This window comes from Pseudomonas sp. WS 5021, from assembly GCF_012985535.1.
GTDB lineage: Bacteria > Pseudomonadota > Gammaproteobacteria > Pseudomonadales > Pseudomonadaceae > Aquipseudomonas.
In genome coordinates this window covers 140,629-158,542 of sequence record NZ_JAAQWP010000009.1, presented here as the reverse complement: position 1 = coordinate 158,542, position 17,914 = coordinate 140,629, and the positions used below count along the sequence as shown (strand labels likewise).

General features: G+C 58.6%; 21 protein-coding genes. 19 read left to right on the top strand and 2 right to left on the bottom strand.

Annotated elements, in window-relative coordinates:
* Positions 1-7 precede the first annotated feature (7 nt).
* From rplR to bfr, 13 genes are all read left to right on the top strand, one after another.
* The gene (rplR, locus tag HBO19_RS24670) at positions 8-358 is read left to right on the top strand and encodes a 50S ribosomal protein L18 (protein WP_003186037.1); all 351 of its coding nucleotides are present in this window, start codon (positions 8-10) and stop codon (positions 356-358) included.
* A 3-nt stretch (positions 359-361) separates the two neighbouring features.
* The gene (gene rpsE / locus HBO19_RS24665; RefSeq protein WP_003186035.1) at positions 362-862 is read left to right on the top strand and encodes a 30S ribosomal protein S5; all 501 of its coding nucleotides are present in this window, start codon (positions 362-364) and stop codon (positions 860-862) included.
* 2 nt (positions 863-864) lie between these two features.
* A complete protein-coding gene (rpmD, locus tag HBO19_RS24660) occupies positions 865-1,041 on the top strand; it encodes a 50S ribosomal protein L30 (RefSeq protein ID WP_003176408.1) in 177 nt (58 codons plus the stop codon).
* 3 nt (positions 1,042-1,044) lie between these two features.
* Complete coding sequence (gene rplO, locus HBO19_RS24655; RefSeq protein ID WP_003176407.1) at positions 1,045-1,482, top strand: 50S ribosomal protein L15; 438 nt, start codon at positions 1,045-1,047, stop codon at positions 1,480-1,482.
* The gene (gene secY / locus HBO19_RS24650) at positions 1,483-2,811 is read left to right on the top strand and encodes a preprotein translocase subunit SecY (protein WP_053125863.1); all 1,329 of its coding nucleotides are present in this window, start codon (positions 1,483-1,485) and stop codon (positions 2,809-2,811) included.
* A 28-nt stretch (positions 2,812-2,839) separates the two neighbouring features.
* A complete protein-coding gene (gene rpmJ / locus HBO19_RS24645; protein WP_002555468.1) occupies positions 2,840-2,956 on the top strand; it encodes a 50S ribosomal protein L36 in 117 nt (38 codons plus the stop codon).
* A gap of 129 nt (positions 2,957-3,085) precedes the next feature.
* Positions 3,086-3,442, top strand: coding sequence for a 30S ribosomal protein S13 (gene rpsM / locus HBO19_RS24640; protein ID WP_024077676.1), 357 nt, complete (start codon positions 3,086-3,088; stop codon positions 3,440-3,442).
* 30 nt (positions 3,443-3,472) lie between these two features.
* Positions 3,473-3,862 carry a 30S ribosomal protein S11 gene (gene rpsK, locus HBO19_RS24635; protein WP_002555466.1) on the top strand — a complete coding sequence of 130 codons (390 nt, stop codon included), beginning with the start codon at positions 3,473-3,475 and terminating at the stop codon, positions 3,860-3,862.
* An 18-nt stretch (positions 3,863-3,880) separates the two neighbouring features.
* Positions 3,881-4,501: a 30S ribosomal protein S4 gene (rpsD, locus tag HBO19_RS24630; protein WP_003210056.1), complete on the top strand. Its 621-nt coding sequence runs from the start codon at positions 3,881-3,883 to the stop codon at positions 4,499-4,501.
* A 22-nt stretch (positions 4,502-4,523) separates the two neighbouring features.
* Positions 4,524-5,525 (top strand): DNA-directed RNA polymerase subunit alpha, encoded by a 1,002-nt coding sequence (rpoA, locus tag HBO19_RS24625; protein ID WP_003176403.1) that lies wholly within the window; start codon positions 4,524-4,526, stop codon positions 5,523-5,525.
* Between the two features lie 41 nt (positions 5,526-5,566).
* Positions 5,567-5,953 (top strand): 50S ribosomal protein L17, encoded by a 387-nt coding sequence (gene rplQ / locus HBO19_RS24620; protein WP_007918448.1) that lies wholly within the window; start codon positions 5,567-5,569, stop codon positions 5,951-5,953.
* A 227-nt stretch (positions 5,954-6,180) separates the two neighbouring features.
* Positions 6,181-7,629 (top strand): catalase, encoded by a 1,449-nt coding sequence (locus tag HBO19_RS24615; protein ID WP_169951374.1) that lies wholly within the window; start codon positions 6,181-6,183, stop codon positions 7,627-7,629.
* A gap of 155 nt (positions 7,630-7,784) precedes the next feature.
* A complete protein-coding gene (bfr, locus tag HBO19_RS24610) occupies positions 7,785-8,249 on the top strand; it encodes a bacterioferritin (RefSeq protein WP_029299402.1) in 465 nt (154 codons plus the stop codon).
* Positions 8,250-8,317: 68 nt separating this feature from the next.
* Here bfr and uvrA read toward each other — a convergent pair whose 3' ends face one another.
* Positions 8,318-11,152, bottom strand: coding sequence for an excinuclease ABC subunit UvrA (gene uvrA, locus HBO19_RS24605; RefSeq protein WP_169951372.1), 2,835 nt, complete (start codon positions 11,150-11,152; stop codon positions 8,318-8,320).
* A gap of 180 nt (positions 11,153-11,332) precedes the next feature.
* Between uvrA and HBO19_RS24600 the strand changes: the two genes are divergently transcribed.
* From HBO19_RS24600 to tam, 3 genes are all read left to right on the top strand, one after another.
* On the top strand, positions 11,333-12,727 hold the full coding sequence (locus tag HBO19_RS24600) for an MFS transporter (protein ID WP_170058494.1): 1,395 nt from the start codon (positions 11,333-11,335) through the stop codon (positions 12,725-12,727).
* A 9-nt stretch (positions 12,728-12,736) separates the two neighbouring features.
* Entirely contained in the window at positions 12,737-13,252 is a 516-nt protein-coding gene (locus HBO19_RS24595; RefSeq protein ID WP_017849542.1) for a single-stranded DNA-binding protein, read from the top strand.
* A 165-nt stretch (positions 13,253-13,417) separates the two neighbouring features.
* Positions 13,418-14,179, top strand: coding sequence for a trans-aconitate 2-methyltransferase (gene tam / locus HBO19_RS24590; protein ID WP_170041634.1), 762 nt, complete (start codon positions 13,418-13,420; stop codon positions 14,177-14,179).
* Here tam and HBO19_RS24585 read toward each other — a convergent pair.
* Positions 14,169-14,726, bottom strand: a complete 558-nt coding sequence (locus HBO19_RS24585; protein ID WP_170058493.1) for a cysteine hydrolase family protein — start codon at positions 14,724-14,726, stop codon at positions 14,169-14,171. The genes tam and HBO19_RS24585 overlap by 11 nt on opposite strands.
* Before the next feature lie 96 nt (positions 14,727-14,822).
* Here HBO19_RS24585 and HBO19_RS24580 point away from each other — a divergent pair, with 96 nt between their 5' ends.
* The 3 genes from HBO19_RS24580 to HBO19_RS24570 all read left to right on the top strand — a co-directional run bounded on the left by HBO19_RS24580 (position 14,823) and on the right by HBO19_RS24570 (position 17,909).
* Positions 14,823-15,806, top strand: a complete 984-nt coding sequence (locus HBO19_RS24580) for a GlxA family transcriptional regulator (protein ID WP_170058492.1) — start codon at positions 14,823-14,825, stop codon at positions 15,804-15,806.
* A gap of 248 nt (positions 15,807-16,054) precedes the next feature.
* On the top strand, positions 16,055-17,164 hold the full coding sequence (locus HBO19_RS24575) for a DUF3182 family protein (RefSeq protein WP_170058491.1): 1,110 nt from the start codon (positions 16,055-16,057) through the stop codon (positions 17,162-17,164).
* The gene (locus tag HBO19_RS24570) at positions 17,154-17,909 is read left to right on the top strand and encodes an alpha/beta fold hydrolase (RefSeq protein ID WP_169951359.1); all 756 of its coding nucleotides are present in this window, start codon (positions 17,154-17,156) and stop codon (positions 17,907-17,909) included. Before HBO19_RS24575 ends, HBO19_RS24570 begins: the two co-directional genes overlap by 11 nt.
* Positions 17,910-17,914 lie beyond the last annotated feature (5 nt).

The following is a 17,914-nucleotide window of genomic DNA, read 5'->3' as shown; positions in this document are numbered from 1 at the left end:
ATAGCAAATGACCGACAAAAAAGTTACTCGACTGCGTCGCGCTCGCAAAGCACGCCTGAAAATGCACGAACTCGAAGTCGTGCGTCTCTGCGTGTTCCGCTCGTCGCAGCACATCTACGCCCAGGTCATCTCGGCCGACGGCAACAAAGTCCTGGCAAGCGCCTCGACTTTGGATAAAGAACTGCGTGATGGTGCCACTGGCAACATCGACGCGGCCACTAAGGTTGGCCAGCTGGTCGCTACGCGTGCTAAGGCCGCTGGCGTCTCGCAAGTGGCTTTCGACCGCTCTGGCTTCAAGTACCACGGCCGCGTTAAAGCGCTGGCTGATGCTGCTCGTGAAGCTGGGCTGGAGTTCTAAGTTATGTCAAATAACGACCAAAAGCGCGACGAAGGCTACATTGAGAAGCTGGTTCAAGTTAACCGCGTAGCCAAAACCGTTAAAGGCGGCCGTATCTTCACCTTCACCGCGTTGACCGTGGTTGGTGATGGTAAGGGCCGTGTTGGCTTCGGCCGTGGCAAGTCGCGTGAAGTGCCTGCTGCGATCCAGAAGGCAATGGAAGCTGCTCGTCGCAACATGATCCAAGTTGACCTGAACGGCACCACCCTGCAGTACGCAATGAAGTCCGCTCACGGCGCTTCGAAGGTGTACATGCAGCCTGCCTCTGAAGGTACCGGTATCATCGCTGGCGGCGCTATGCGTGCTGTCCTCGAGGTTGCTGGCGTTCAGAACGTTCTGGCCAAGTGCTACGGCTCGACTAACCCGGTAAACGTGGTTCATGCCACTTTCAAAGGTTTGAAAGCTATGCAATCTCCTGAATCCATTGCCGCCAAGCGTGGCAAAAGCGTCAAGGAGATCTTCTGATCATGGCTACCGTTAAAGTAACGCTGATCAAAAGCATGACCGGCCGCATCCCTAACCACAAATTGTGCGTTAAGGGTTTGGGTCTGCGTCGCATCGGTCACACTGTAGAAGTCCAGGATACTCCCGAGAATCGCGGGATGATCAACAAGGCTTACTACATGCTGCGTGTCGAGGGTTAATCGATGAAACTCAATGATCTGAGTCCAGCGCCGGGTTCCCGTCGCGAAAAGCATCGTCCGGGCCGTGGTATCGGTAGCGGTTTGGGTAAGACTGGTGGCCGTGGCCACAAAGGTCAAACCTCCCGCTCCGGTGGCACCATCGCTCCAGGCTTTGAAGGCGGTCAACAGCCGCTGCATCGTCGCCTGCCGAAGTTCGGTTTCGTTTCCCTGAAGGCCATGGACCGCGCAGAAGTGCGTCTGTCCGAGCTGGCTAAAGTGGAAGGCGACATCGTTACCGTGCAGACCCTGAAAGATGCCAACGTGATCAACGTCAACGTACAGCGTGTGAAAATCATGCTGTCCGGTGAAGTGACTCGCGCTGTCACTATCGGCAAGGGAATCGGCGCCACCAAAGGTGCGCGTTCGGCTATCGAAGCAGCTGGCGGCAAGTTCGAGGAATAAATGGCTAAGCAAGGTGCTCTCTCAGCGCTCGGCAAAGGCGGTATGTCTGAACTTTGGGCTCGTCTGCGTTTTCTGTTCCTGGCGATTATCGTCTACCGAATAGGCGCACACATCCCGGTTCCAGGTATCAACCCGGACCGACTCGCAGACCTGTTTCGACAGAATGAGGGGACCATTCTTAGCTTGTTCAACATGTTTTCCGGCGGCGCGCTGGAGCGGATGAGCATCTTTGCACTGGGGATCATGCCGTACATTTCGGCATCGATCATCATGCAGTTGATGAGCGCCGTCAGCCCGCAGCTGGAGCAGTTGAAGAAGGAAGGTGAAGCTGGTCGTCGCAAGATTAGCCAGTACACCCGCTACCTCACTGTCGTTCTTGCTCTTGTCCAGGCTATTGGCATGTCCATTGGTCTGGCGGGGCAGGGCGTAGCGTTCACTGGTGACTTTGGCTTCCATTTCGTTGCAGTAACCACATTTGTGGCTGGTGCGATGTTCATGATGTGGCTGGGTGAGCAGATTACTGAACGTGGTGTTGGCAACGGTATCTCGATGTTGATTTTCGCAGGTATCGTCGCCGGTCTTCCGAGGGCAATCGGGCAGTCTTTCGAGTCTGCACGTCAGGGTGATATCAATATCTTCGCCTTGGTTGCCATCGGTTTGCTGGCAGTAGCGATTATCGGTTTTGTGGTGTTCATTGAGCGTGGTCAGCGTCGTATCGCTGTTCACTACGCCAAGCGTCAGCAGGGCCGCAAGGTCTTCGCTGCGCAGACCAGCCACTTGCCGCTGAAAGTGAATATGGCCGGTGTTATTCCTGCTATCTTCGCGAGCAGCATTTTGCTGTTTCCGGCTTCGTTGGGTGCCTGGTTCGGTCAGTCTGAAGGTATGGGCTGGTTGCAGGACATCTCGCAGTCGATCGCTCCTGGTCAGCCGTTGAATATTCTGCTGTTTAGTGCAGGGATTATTTTCTTCTGCTTCTTCTATACGGCGTTGATGTTCAATCCGAAAGACGTAGCGGAAAACCTGAAGAAGTCCGGTGCCTTTATTCCGGGTATTCGTCCAGGCGAGCAGTCGGCGCGCTACATTGATGGCGTTCTGACCCGCTTGACCCTGTTCGGTGCTCTATATATGACGGCCGTGTGCTTGTTGCCCCAGTTCCTGGTGGTTGCAGCAAACGTTCCGTTCTACCTTGGCGGGACCTCGTTGCTGATCGTGGTCGTGGTTGTGATGGACTTCATGTCCCAAGTACAATCGCACCTCGTTTCGCACCAGTACGAATCCCTGATGAAGAAAGCCAACCTGAAGGGCTACGGCAGCGGCATGTTGCGCTGAGTACCCCATAAGGTTCGAGGAGTTGGTGATGAAAGTTCGTGCATCGGTGAAAAAGCTGTGCCGTAACTGCAAGATTATTCGCCGCGAAGGTGTTGTTCGAGTAATTTGCAGCGCGGAACCGCGTCACAAACAGCGCCAAGGCTGAGTGTGATCCGCTTGAAGCCCGGCAGCTAGTGCGCTGCCGGGTTGATTATTTGTTATTACAGCGATATTATCTCGCGCCCTATTTCTTGGCTTCCGGGGCGTAGGTAGCTGTCAATTGGAGTCCCACTGAATGGCCCGTATTGCAGGCGTTAACATTCCAGATAACAAGCACACTGTTATCTCGCTGACCTACATCTATGGTGTTGGTCGCACTACTGCGCAGAAAATTTGCGCAGTTGCTGGGGTAAACCCAGCCGCTAAGATCAAGGATCTGAGCGACGAGCAGATTGAATTGCTGCGTGGCGAAGTGGCGAAGTTCACCACTGAAGGTGACCTGCGTCGCGAAATCAACATGAAAATCAAGCGTTTGATGGACCTCGGTTGCTATCGCGGTCTGCGTCATCGTCGTGGTCTTCCAGTACGCGGTCAGCGTACCAAGACTAACGCGCGTACCCGTAAAGGTCCGCGTAAGCCGATCCGCAAGTAATCGCCCCAGCGAATCGACAGGAAAATTATCATGGCAAAACCTGCTGCTCGTCCTCGTAAAAAAGTTAAAAAGACAGTGGTTGATGGCATCGCCCACATCCATGCATCTTTTAACAACACCATCGTGACCATCACCGACCGTCAAGGTAACGCGCTTTCTTGGGCTACCTCTGGTGGTTCGGGTTTCCGCGGTTCCCGCAAGTCCACCCCGTTTGCTGCTCAAGTAGCTGCTGAACGTGCTGGTCAAGCTGCGCTGGAATATGGCCTGAAAAACCTCGACGTTAACGTCAAGGGTCCAGGTCCAGGTCGTGAGTCTGCTGTCCGTGCTTTGAACGGCTGTGGCTATAAGATCGCCAGCATCACCGACGTGACGCCAATCCCGCACAACGGGTGCCGTCCGCCGAAGAAGCGCCGCGTGTAATCCAGGAGATTGTAAAGAATGGCTCGTTACATTGGTCCAAAATGCAAACTCGCTCGTCGCGAAGGCACCGATCTCTTTCTGAAGAGCGGCGTGCGCGCGATCGAATCGAAGTGCAACATTGAAGCAGCACCTGGTATCCACGGCCAACGCCGCGGTCGCCAGTCCGACTACGGCACCCAACTGCGTGAAAAGCAGAAGGTCCGTCGTATCTACGGCGTTCTCGAGCGTCAGTTCAGCGGCTACTACAAAGAAGCTGCTGGCAAGAAAGGTGCAACCGGTGAAAACCTGCTGCAACTGCTCGAATGCCGTCTGGACAACGTTGTATACCGTATGGGCTTTGGTTCGACTCGTGCCGAATCCCGTCAGCTGGTATCGCACAAATCCGTTAGCGTAAACGGCCAAACCGTTAACGTCCCGTCCTACCAGGTTCGTGCTGGTGACGTGGTCGCGATTCGCGAGAAAGCAAAAAACCAACTTCGCATTGTCCAAGCTCTCGATCTGTGTGCCCAACGTGGCCGCGTAGAATGGGTAGAAGTAGACACTGAGAAGAAGTCGGGCGTTTTCAAGAACGTTCCTGCTCGCAGTGATCTGTCCGCCGACATCAACGAAAGCCTGATTGTCGAGCTCTACTCCAAGTAAGGGCTAGAAAATAGGTGCATCCATGCAGATTTCGGTAAATGAGTTCCTGACACCCCGCCACATTGATGTGCAGGTTGTCAGTCCAACCCGCGCCAAGATCACTCTCGAGCCTCTCGAGCGTGGTTTTGGCCACACCCTGGGCAACGCGCTGCGCCGCATCCTGTTGTCCTCAATGCCCGGCTGTGCAGTAGTCGAGGCCGAGATTGACGGTGTGCTCCACGAGTACAGCGCCATCGAAGGTGTACAGGAAGACGTAATTGAAATCCTGTTGAACCTTAAAGGTCTGGCTATCAAGCTGCACGGCCGTGACGAAGTTACGCTGACCTTGTCGAAGAAGGGTTCGGGGGTGGTTACCGCTGCCGATATTCAGCTGGATCATGATGTCGAGATCGTTAATCCCGATCACGTAATCGCTAACCTGGCGTCTAACGGCGCCCTGAACATGAAGCTCACCGTAGCTCGTGGTCGTGGTTATGAACCGGCCGACTCGCGTCAGAGCGATGAAGACGAAAGCCGCAGCATTGGTCGCTTGCAGCTTGACTCTTCGTTCAGCCCGGTTCGCCGTATCGCATACGTGGTGGAAAACGCCCGTGTCGAGCAGCGTACTAACCTGGACAAGCTGGTTATTGATCTGGAAACCAACGGTACTCTGGATCCTGAAGAGGCTATTCGCCGCGCTGCAACCATCCTGCAACAGCAGTTGGCTGCGTTCGTCGACCTCAAGGGTGACAGCGAACCAGTGGTAATCGAGCAGGAAGACGAGATCGATCCGATCCTGCTTCGCCCGGTTGACGATCTGGAACTGACTGTACGTTCGGCTAACTGCCTTAAGGCGGAAAACATTTACTACATCGGTGACCTGATTCAGCGTACCGAAGTAGAACTGTTGAAGACTCCGAACCTGGGCAAGAAATCCTTGACTGAAATCAAGGACGTTCTGGCCTCCCGCGGTCTGTCCCTCGGCATGCGCCTCGACAACTGGCCGCCTGCAAGTCTTAAGAAGGACGACAAGGCGACTGCCTGATCGTCGTAATCACCGAACGTGAGTTTGGTAAGGAATGAACCATGCGTCATCGTAAAAGTGGTCGTCACCTGAGCCGTACCAGCTCGCACCGCAAGGCCATGTTTCAAAACATGGCGGTGTCGCTGTTCGAGCACGAGCTGATTAAAACTACACTGCCGAAAGCCAAAGAACTGCGTCGCGTTGCTGAGCCGCTGATCACTTTGGCCAAGACAGACAGCCTGGCTAACCGCCGTCTGGCTTTCGACCGTACTCGCTCGAAAGCTATCGTTGGTAAGCTCTTCAACGACCTGGGCAAGCGCTACGCTACCCGTGAGGGTGGCTACCTGCGCATCCTCAAGTGCGGTTTCCGCACTGGCGACAACGCGCCTATGGCGTACGTCGAGTTGGTTGATCGTGCTACTGCTGGCGAAGCTGTATCCGCCGAGTAAGACGACAGTCTGCTACGAAAAACCGGGCCTAGTGCCCGGTTTTTTGTGGGCGATAGGAAAGTTCATGACGGGTATTGATTGAGTTGTGGCTATGCGAGCCAAGTCATCGTTAGTAATTAACTATCGATAAGCATGATTTAATAAATTTGATGGTGTCATCTTCCTGGTCAATACTCCCTCCAAGCCGATTAGCCGGCAGTTCCAAGACTGACCTGAGGAGATTGAGCATGAGCCAGAATAAAACCCTTACAACCGCCAGCGGTGCTCCCGTTGCCGATAACCAGAATTCACGTTCCGCAGGTCCGCGTGGCCCGCTGCTGCTCGACGACTTTCATCTGATCGAGAAGCTTGCCCATTTCAACCGCGAAAACATCCCAGAGCGTCGTGTACACGCCAAAGGCTCGGGAGCCTATGGCACGTTCACGGTCACCAAGGACATCACCCAGTACACTAGCGCCAAGCTGTTTGACGCTGTTGGCAAGCAGACGCCAACCTTCCTGCGTTTCTCGACAGTGGGTGGCGAGCGCGGCTCCGCAGATACCGAGCGCGACCCACGTGGCTTCGCATTGAAGTTCTACACCGAAGAAGGCAACTGGGACATCGTTGGCAACAATACCCCGGTGTTCTTTATCCGTGACCCACTGAAATTCCCCGATTTCATCCACACCCAAAAGCGTCTGCCGCAAAGCAACCTGAAAAGTGCGCAGATGATGTGGGACTTCTGGTCGCATTCGCCTGAGGCGCTGCACCAGGTCACCATCCTGTTCTCGGACCGGGGTATCCCGGACGGCTACCGCCACATGCATGGCTTTGGTAGCCACACCTACAGCTTGATCAACGCCAATGGCGAGCGTCACTGGGTGAAATGGCACTACAAGACCAAGCAAGGCATCAAGAACCTGGCGCCTGCCGATGCTGCGCGCCTGGCCGGTACCGATCCGGATTATGCTCAGCGCGATCTGTTTGGGGCCATCGAGCGCGGCGACTTCCCGAAATGGCGCGTGTGTATCCAGATCATGACTGAGGCCCAGGCCAACGCGCACTACGAGAATCCCTTCGACGTGACCAAAACCTGGTCTCAGAAAGAATTCCCGTTGATTGAGGTGGGCGAGTTGGAGTTGAACCGCAATCCGCAGAACTACTTCGCCGAAGTGGAGCAAGCCGCGTTCGGTCCAAGCAACATGGTGCCAGGTGTCGGTTTGTCGCCAGATCGCATGCTGCAGGGGCGTGTCTTTGCTTACGCCGATGCGCATCGCTACCGTATCGGGACCAACCATCAGCACCTGCCGGTGAATGCTCCACGCAGTCCCGTCAATACTTACCAGCGTGACGGTTCCATGGCGTTCGGCAGCAACGGTGGCGCGGCCCCGAACTACGAGCCAAACAGCTACGCCGATGCCCCCAAACAGGCGCCGCAGTACGCAGAACCTGCCCTGGCTCTGAGTGGTGCAGCTGATCGCTACGATCACCGCGAAGACACGGATTACTACAGCCACGCCGGTGCGCTGTTCCGCCTGATGAATGCTGAGCAAAAGGCGCTGTTGATCAACAACATCGCGGGCGCGATGGCGGGTGTTTCCAGCGATGTGGTTCAGCGTCAGTTGCAGCACTTTTTCAAGGCCGATCCGGCGTATGGAGAAGGGATCGCAACTGCACTGGGTGTATCGCTTAACTAACTCTAAGTGATAAGCAGAACCGCCCTCATTTGGGCGGTTTTTGCGTTATTTCAGCTACTTTTCTCCGAAAAACATCACTTTTATGCCGTTCATCCCGTGACCTGCGGGTCCGCTTGGTTCAAACTACAGTCTTTCAAGTAGGGAGATGTAGGGCGATGCAAGGTCACCCCGACGTAATCGATTACCTCAACACGTTGCTGACGGGCGAACTGGCAGCTCGTGACCAATATTTCATTCACTCGCGTATGTACGAAGACTGGGGCTTTACCGAGCTCTACGAGCGTATCAATCACGAAATGGAAGAAGAGGCACAGCACGCCGACGCGCTGATGCGCCGTATCCTGATGCTCGAAGGTACGCCGCGTATGCGTCCTGACGACCTGGATACCGGTACCACTGTGCCTGAGATGCTCGCCAGCGACTTGCGCCTGGAATACAAGGTTCGTGCAGCACTGTGCAAAGGCATCGAGCTTTGCGAGAAGCACAATGACTACGTGACCCGGGAAATCCTGCGCGTACAGTTGAACGATACTGAAGAAGATCACACCTACTGGCTGGAAAAGCAGCTGGGTCTGATCAAATTGATCGGCCTGGAAAATTACCTGCAATCGCAGTTCTGATTCCGTCGGCAATAAAAAAGCCCCTGTCACCGCTACGGTGACAGGGGCTTTTTGTTGGGCCTGAAGAGTCAGGCCCGGTCGCGCGCCAGCAACGGCTTCAGATAGTAGCCCGTGTGGGATTGCGGCATCTCGGAGACCTGCTCCGGCGTGCCCACCGCAATAATCTGCCCACCCTTGGAACCGCCTTCCGGCCCCAGGTCCACCAGCCAGTCGGCCGTCTTGATCACATCCAGGTTGTGTTCGATCACCACCACGGTGTTGCCGTGGTCGCGCAGGCGATGCAGCACGTCGAGCAATTGCTGGATATCCGCGAAGTGCAGGCCGGTGGTCGGTTCATCGAGGATATACAGGGTCTTGCCGGTATCGCGCTTGGACAGCTCGCGAGACAGCTTCACCCGCTGCGCCTCGCCACCGGACAGCGTGGTCGCCGACTGCCCCAGCTTGATATACGACAAGCCCACGTCCATCAGGGTCTGGAGCTTACGCGCCAAGGCCGGTACCGCGTCAAAGAACACCCGCGCTTCCTCGATGGTCATCTCGAGGGTTTCGTGGATGTTCTTGCCCTTGTACTTGATCTCCAGGGTTTCGCGGTTGTAGCGCTTGCTCTTGCACACATCGCACGGAACGTAGATGTCAGGCAAAAAGTGCATCTCGACCTTGATCAGGCCGTCGCCCTGGCAAGCTTCGCAGCGCCCACCCTTGACGTTGAAGGAAAACCTCCCAGGCCCATAACCACGGGAGCGGGACTCCGGCACACCGGCGAACAGTTCGCGTATCGGCGTGAACAGCCCGGTATAGGTCGCCGGGTTGGAGCGGGGAGTGCGACCAATCGGGCTCTGGTCGATATCCACTACTTTATCCAGCAGCTCCAGGCCCTTGATGCTGTCATGGGCGGCTGCTTCCAGGGTGGTGGCACCGTTCAATGCCGTGGCGCTGAGGGGGAAGAGGGTGTTGTTGATCAGGGTCGACTTGCCTGAACCGGATACACCGGTCACGCATGTCAGCAGGCCCAGGGGGATTTCCAGGTCGACATTGCGCAGGTTGTTGCCGCGCGCGCCCTTGAGGTGCAGCGCCTGTTTTTTGTTGCGTGGCGTACGCTTGGCGGGCACTTCGATTTTTACCCGGCCAGACAGGTACTTGCCGGTCAGGGAGTCCGGGTGGGCCATGACTTCAGCCGGGGTGCCCTGGGCAACAATATGCCCGCCATGCACGCCCGCACCGGGACCGATATCGACCACGTAGTCCGCCAGGCGAATGGCGTCCTCATCGTGTTCGACCACAATCACCGTGTTGCCGATGTCGCGCAGGTGCTTGAGCGTGCCCAGCAAGCGATCATTGTCGCGCTGGTGCAGGCCGATGGACGGCTCGTCGAGGATGTACAGCACGCCCACCAGGCCGGCGCCGATCTGGCTGGCCAGGCGAATGCGCTGGGCCTCGCCGCCGGACAGGGTGTCGGCACTGCGATCCAGGGACAGATAGTCCAGGCCCACGTTGACCAGAAACTGCAGGCGCTCGCGGATTTCCTTGAGGATCTTGTCGGCAATCTCGCCACGTCGCCCGGTCAGCTTCAGTACGGCGAAGTATTCGCAGGCATCACCGATCGGCAGGTTGGTCACCGCCGGCAGGGTCTTCTCGCCGACCCACACGTGGCGGGCTTCGCGACGCAAGCGGGTGCCGCGGCAATCCGGGCAGGGCTGGGTGCTGAGGAACTTGGCCAGTTCCTCGCGCACGCTGGCCGACTCGGTTTCCCGATAGCGGCGCTCCAGGTTGGGCACGATCCCTTCGAACGGGTGGGAGCGCTTGACGATGTCGCCACGGTCGTTCAGGTACTTGAAGTCGACGTTCTGCGAGCCGCTGCCATGGAGGATGACTTTCTGTTGCTCGGCCGGCAGTTCGTTGAATGGCACTTCCAGGCTGAATTTATAGTGGGCAGCCAATGACCCGAGCATCTGGAAGTAATACACATTGCGCCGGTCCCAGCCACGTATCGCGCCTTCCGCCAGTGTCAGGTCACCATTGACCAGGCGCTTGATGTCGAAGAACTGCTTGACCCCCAACCCATCACAGGTCGGGCAGGCGCCGGCCGGGTTGTTGAAGGAGAACAGCTTGGGCTCCAGCTCGCTGATGGCATGGCCGCAGATCGGGCAGGCGAAGCGCGCGGAGAAGATGATTTCTTCGCCTGGCTCGTCGTCCATCGGCGCCACCAGGGCGATACCGTCCGCCAGTTTCAGCGCGGTCTCGAACGACTCCGCCAGACGTTGTTGCAGATCGGCGCGCACCTTGAAACGGTCGACCACCACATCGATGGTGTGCTTCTTCTGTTTATCCAGCTTTGGTGCTTCATCCAGCTCATAGAGCTTGCCGTTGATCCGGGCGCGGACAAAACCCTGGGCGCGCAGCTCTTCGAACACCGACAGGTGCTCGCCCTTGCGCTCGCGAATTACCGGGGCCAACAGCATCAGCTTGGCGCCTTCCGGCTGGGCCAGCACCAGGTCGACCATCTGGCTGACGGTCTGCGCTTCCAGAGGGATGTCGTGGTCCGGGCAGCGCGGAATACCGACGCGTGCGTACAGCAGGCGCAGGTAATCGTAGATTTCGGTGATGGTGCCCACGGTGGAACGCGGGTTGTGGGAGGTCGATTTCTGTTCGATGGAAATGGCTGGCGACAAGCCTTCAATGGTGTCGACATCAGGCTTTTCCATCATCGACAGGAATTGCCGGGCGTAGGCCGATAGCGACTCCACATAGCGACGCTGGCCTTCGGCATACAGCGTATCGAACGCCAGCGACGACTTGCCGGACCCGGACAAGCCGGTGATGACAATCAGTTTGTCCCGGGGCAGGGTCAGGTCGATGTTCTTCAGGTTGTGGGTTCTAGCCCCACGAATCAGGATCTTGTCCAAGATGGCCTCGCACGGCGGGCGTATAAATAATGCAGGAGTATACGGCTAAAGACTGGATGAATATACACTGTCAATTTGCCCATTTCAGCCTTACATGAAAGCTGCGCGGCAAAGCGCCGCATATACCCTCTCAATCGATGGGACTGGTAGAATCGCCGCCGGTTCACACGAGGTTTTTCCATGCACGATCCCCACAGCGAACGCATGAGTAGCGGCGAGACCCGAGCAGCAAGCGGTCTGGCCCTGGTGTTCGCCTTCCGTATGCTGGGCATGTTCATGGTGTTGCCGGTACTGGCGACCTATGGCATGGACCTCGCTGGCGCGACCCCGGCCCTGATCGGCCTGGCGATTGGCGCCTATGGCCTGACCCAGGCGATTTTCCAGATTCCGTTCGGGATCATTTCCGACCGCATTGGCCGCCGGCCGGTGATCTACCTGGGGTTGATCGTCTTCGCCCTGGGCAGCGTGCTGGCGGCCAATGCCGATTCGATCTGGGGCGTGATCGCCGGACGCATCCTGCAAGGCGCCGGGGCGATTTCCGCGGCGGTGATGGCGCTGCTGTCGGACCTGACCCGCGAACAGCATCGCACCAAGGCCATGGCCATGATCGGCATGACCATCGGTCTTTCGTTTGCCGTTGCGATGGTGGTTGGCCCGCTGTTGACTCGTGCGTTCGGTTTGCACGGCCTGTTCCTGGCCACCGGTGGCCTGGCGCTGTTCGGCATCCTGATCGTGGCCTTTATGGTGCCGCGCTCCACCGGGCCGCTGCAGCACCGTGAGTCGGGCGTGGCCAAACAGGCGCTGCTGCCGACGCTCAAGCACCCCGACCTGTTGCGCCTGGATTTAGGTATCTTCGTATTGCACGCCATGCTGATGTGCAGCTTCGTCGCCTTACCCCTGGCGCTGGTGGAAAAGGCCGGGTTGCCCAAGGAGCAGCACTGGTGGGTCTACCTGACCGCGTTGCTGATTTCGTTCTTCGCCATGATCCCGTTCATCATCTACGGCGAGAAGAAACGCAAAATGAAACGAGTTTTGCTCGGCGCCGTCGCGACATTGATGCTCACTGAACTATTCTTCTGGCAGTTCGGCGACAGCCTACGGGCGCTGGTAATCGGCACGGTGGTGTTTTTCACCGCGTTCAACCTGCTGGAGGCGTCACTGCCTTCGCTGATCAGTAAAGTTTCACCGGCGGGCGGCAAGGGCACGGCGATGGGGGTGTATTCCACCAGCCAATTCCTCGGTTCGGCGCTGGGCGGCATCATGGGCGGCTGGATGTTCCAGCATGGCGGTTTGTCGGTTGTGTTCCTCGGATGCGCCGGGCTGGCTGCACTTTGGCTGGTCTTTGCTGTTACCATGCGCGAACCTCCCTACGTCACAAGCCTGCGTTTGCCGCTATCGCCCGAGGCGATCCGTGAAAGCGGTCTGGTAGAGCGCCTGAAGGCCGTCGTAGGGGTAACAGATGCAGTCGTGGTCGCTGAAGAGGCGGCCATTTACATCAAATTGGACACCGAACTATTGGATCGCGCGACGCTCGAGCAACTGGTAAATCCAGTGCCGACAGCGCGCCCAGCCTAGGAGAACGTTATGGCCCGTGGGGTTAACAAAGTCATATTGGTCGGTACATGCGGCCAGGATCCCGAAGTTCGCTACTTGCCTAACGGTAACGCCGTGACCAACCTGAGTCTGGCGACCAGCGAACAGTGGACTGACAAGCAGACTGGCCAGAAGGTCGAGAAAACCGAATGGCACCGTGTGTCGATGTTCGGCAAGGTCGCAGAGATCGCCGGTGAATACCTGCGCAAGGGTTCGCAGGTCTACATCGAAGGCAAACTGCAGACCCGCGAGTGGGAAAAAGACGGCATCAAGCGTTACACCACTGAAATCGTGGTCGACATGCAAGGCACCATGCAACTGCTGGGCGGCCGTCCACAGGGCGACCAACAGGGCCAGGGTGGCATGTCCAACTCGGCTCCGCGTCCACAGCAGTCCCGTCCGCAGCCAAGCCAGCAGCCACAGCGTGAGTCGCGTCCAGCGCCACAGCAGGCGGCACCGCAGCCAGCGGCTGACTTCGATAGCTTTGATGATGATATTCCGTTCTAAGGCTACCTCGGCACGGACTATCCAGTAACACCAGGAACCCCCGCTGGCATTTGCCTCGGGGGTTTCTTGTTTTTGAGTGGGAAAAGTCCCGAGCCCTGGCATTTGTCCCTGGGCGCCACAAGACTTAGGCTGTAGCGCATTCCCTTACCCAAGAAGGAAGCCCCGATGACCTGGTCTGCCAAGCAGTATTCGATGTTTGAACAACAGCGCACCCGTCCCGTCCAGGACCTGGTCGCCGCCATCCCCGCGGGCGATGTGCGAACGGCGGTCGACCTGGGTTGTGGCCCGGGCAATTCCACCGAGGTGTTGGCCGGGCGTTTCCCCCAGGCGACGATTACCGGCTTGGACAGCTCGCAGGACATGCTGGTTAGTGCCCGCGAGCGGTTGCCGGCACTTAACTTTGAATTGGCCGATATCGGCGCCTGGAAGCCTGCGCAACAGTTCGATGTGATCCTCGCCAACGCCTCACTGCAATGGGTGCCGGACCACGCCAGCCTTTATCCACACCTGGTGGCGCAATTGACAGCGGGCGGGACGCTGGCGGTGCAAACCCCGGATAACCTCAACGAGCCGGCTCACCGCCTGGCCCGTGAGGTGGCAGCGCAAGGCCCTTGGGCGGGCAAGATCGGCGCGGTCAAACATGAAGCGCGTCACCCGGCGAGTTACTACTACGAGTTGTTGAGCAAACATTGCAGCACCGTGGATGTATGGCACACCACCTATTACCACCCGCTCACCGGTCATGAGGCGGTGGTGGAGTGGTTCAAGGGCACGGGCTTGCGGCCATTCCTGGCGCCGCTGGATGAGGCCGCGAAAGGCGCCTTCCTCGACGCCTACCTGGCGCGCATCCGCGAGGCTTACCCGGCCCTGGCCGATGGCACAGTGTTGCTACCGTTTCCACGGCTGTTCATTATCGCTACGCGCTGACAGTCTTCAGGAACTCCTCCGCCGACACCACGCTGGCATAGGCAAATGCCAGCGATGCCATGTAGGCATCATGTACCTGGGCGGCGGCAATGGTCTTGCCATTGAATTCCAGGTCGCGCGTGGCACAGGCGTCATGGATCACCGTCACGTTGTAGCCGTAGTCCGCTGCTGCCCGAACCACTGCGTCAATGCACATGTGGCTCATGCTGCCGACCACCACCAGGTCGGTGATGCTGCGTTGTTCCAGTACCTCGCGCAGGTTGGTTTGGCGAAACGCATTTACAAAATGCTTGAGCACCACCGGCTCGTCGTTTTCGTTCTGCACCTTGGCATGTATATGTGCGCCTTCGGAGCCTGGGGTGAAGAAGGGCGCATCCTCGGAGGTGAACTCATGGCGCACGTGGATCACCGCGTCGCCGGCCTGGCGAAATGCCTGGAGCACCTGTTGCGCCTTGTCGGCCGCCGCTTCCACGCCGGTCAATGGCCACTTGCCCTGGGGGAAGTAGTCGTTCTGGATATCGATTAGGATAAGTGCTTGCTTGGCCATGTGTATGTTCTCGTGATGGGTTGATGCGCCCAGTATCGTGACTGGCGCGTGGCACGGGGATTGGCCGTACCGACAATAACAGGGGGAAAACTGACAATGGCTCTGGAACGCTCGATCGTCGAGCTCGGCGTGCTGATTTATCGCGGTGCGCAGATGGCCGCAGTACATGGCTTGACCGACTTGTTTGGCGTCGCCAATCGCATTGCCGCCGAGCATCAGAGCCAGCAGTTGCCCTTGTTACGTGTCAGCCACTGGCAGGTCAATGACGATGGTACCCCTGTTCGAGGTTTCGATAGCCAGCCCGGCCCCGATCAACCCCTGATGGCCGTGCTGGTGCCGCCGTCGATTGGCGAGTTTTGCGAAGAGCAGGCGCCGCCCGCGCTGCTGCACTGGCTGCGCGAGCAGCATGCGGCCGGCACCGTGCTGGGAGGCGTGTGCATCGGTTCGATCATGCTGGCGCGCAGTGGTTTGCTCGATGGGCGCAGCGCCACCACCCACTGGTCTTCGGCCAACACCTTCGCCAGCCGGTTTCCTGCGGTGCGCCTGGAGGCCGACAAACCCATAGTCGACGACGGCGACTTGATCACCTCCGCCGGGCTGATGGCCTGGTCCGAACTGGGCCTGCGCCTGGTCGACCGTCTCATGGGCCCCAGCATCGCCGCCGACACCGCGCGCTTTCTGGTGATTGAGCACAGCGACAGCGCCAGCCAGTGCGGCAGCAATTTTGCACCGATTCTCAGCCATGGTGACGGAGCGATCCTCAAGGTCCAGCACGCGTTGCAGGCCAGTGGTGCGGTGGATGTCTCGCTTGCGGCGATGGCCCAGGCGGCCGGCCTTGAAGAGCGCACCTTCCTGCGCCGTTTTCGCAATGCCACCGGCTTGAAACCCACCCAATACTGTCAGCACCTGCGGGTCGGCAAGGCGCGGCAGATGCTTGAATTCACCAATACCACCATTGATCAGATTGCCTGGACCGTGGGTTATCAAGACCCGAGCGCCTTTCGCGCGATCTTCAAGAAAATCACCGGCCTTGCGCCCAGCGATTACCGCAACCGATTTGGCGTGAAGGCCCCTGCTTGATTGCCGGACACGCCACCCCACCAATGTGGGCGCGAGCAAGCCCGCGGCCACATTTTTGATCGCCTGCGCGCCCTGGATCGTGCAGAACGCCGGCCGCTCCATCGCCCTTCGTGCAAAATGAAGCAGGCCAAATGCCACTGCTCTTCCCCTAACCGCTTGATCCACCAACCCTTTGCCTGGGCCGCGCCTTGGCCTGATCCCTGCAACCTTTGCGCTACACACCCGCAAGCCTTGCCCAAGGGGGACGCATGACCCCGACCAACCGCAAAAAGATCGTGGTGGCGCACTCGGTCCGGCCCGATGCCCCGCTCCATGAAGTGGAAAGCAACCGCGCCCTCGCTCGCTGGCTGGCGCAGATCCTCGGGCTCGACTACGGCGGCAGCTACAGCGCCGAGCTGCATGCCCATACCGATCTGTACCTGCTGCCTACCCAGACCCTGGTCGGGCCGGCCCAGGCACTCAGCCTGGGGGTGAAGGGGCCGGAGGATTTGTGGGGCGGTTATGTAGACCACGATTTCATCTGCACCAAGGCCATCACCCATGGCTTGCACGACACGGCTGCCCTGGCGCCCGAGGGTTGGTCGCCGCTGTTTGCCGAGCGGGTGCGCGCCGTGGTGCTCGACGGCTGGAGTGTGTATGGCGTGGAAGATGCCCGCGCTGCCGCCATCCAGTTGCTGGCGCTCGGGCCGATTCGCCTGAAGCCGGTACATGCTTGCGCCGGTCGTGGTCAGGAGGTGGTCGACAACCTCGAGCAATTGCATGCAATCCTCGCCCGTGCCGATGCAGCGCAGCTGTTCGACCAAGGCGTGGTGCTGGAGCAAGACCTGCAGGACGTAGTGACCCACAGTGTCGGCCAGAGCTTTATCGGCGGGCATGTATTCAGTTACTGCGGCGAGCAGTACCTGACCCAGGACGGGCAGGGCGAGGCGGTCTACGGCGGCTCCGACCTGCTGGTGGTGCCGGGTTATTACGAAGCATTGCTGGCCCTGGCGCTCAACGAGGACGTGCGCCTGGCCATTGAGCAGGCACAAGTCTTCGATAACGCCGCCGATGAGGCCTATCCTGGTTTCTATGCCTCGCGGCGCAATTACGACATCGCCCAGGGCCTGGACAGCCAAGGCCAGCGCCGCAGCGGGGTGCTCGAGCAATCCTGGCGCATGGGCGGTGCCAGCAGCGCGGAGGTGGCGGCATTGCAGAGTTTTATCAACGACCCCGGCCTGCGTGCGATTCGCGTCTCGTCCGTAGAGACCTATATCGAGCAGTCCTTGCCCGCCAATGCCATCGAGATTTATCGCGGCCCGGCAGAAAACAGCGACTTTCTTCTCAAGTACGTAACGGTCAAATCCTATGACGGCTAGAAGCGAAACCATCACCATTGATATCGACGACGAACAGATGAGCGCCACCTTCCTCAGTCCCAAGTCAAAAGTGCCAGGGGTGTTGTTTGTGCATGGCTGGGGCGGTAGCCAGGAGCGTGACCTGGAACGGGCCAAGGGCATCGCCGGCCTTGGCTGTGTGTGCCTGACCTTTGACCTGCGCGGGCATGCTGGCAACGGCATTCCCTTGTCGCGGGTCACCCGGGACGACAACCTGCGGGACTTGCTGGCGGCCTATGATCGACTGCTGGCGCACCCGGCCATCGATACCTCGGCGGTGGCGGTGGTGGGCACCAGTTATGGTGGCTACCTGGCGGCGATCCTCACCTCATTGCGCCCGGTGCGCTGGCTCGCACTGCGGGTGCCGGCGCTGTATCGCGACCAGCAATGGCACACCCCCAAGCGCGACCTGGATAAAGCCGACCTGATGGATTACCGCAGCACCCTGGTGCAGGCCGAGACCAATCGCGCGCTGCACGCCTGCGCCGCATTTACCGGGGATGTGCTGATTGTCGAATCACAAACGGATGACCATGTACCCCACGCCACCATCATGAGCTACCGGGCTGCGTGCCAGCAGACCCATTCGCTGACGCACCGGATCATCGACGGTGGCGATCATTCATTGAGCGACCCGGTATCCCAGCAGGCCTACACCTCGATCCTGGTGGACTGGATCACCGAGATGGTGGTGGGCGAGCGGTTGAGCATCATCCAATCCCAATGATGCGT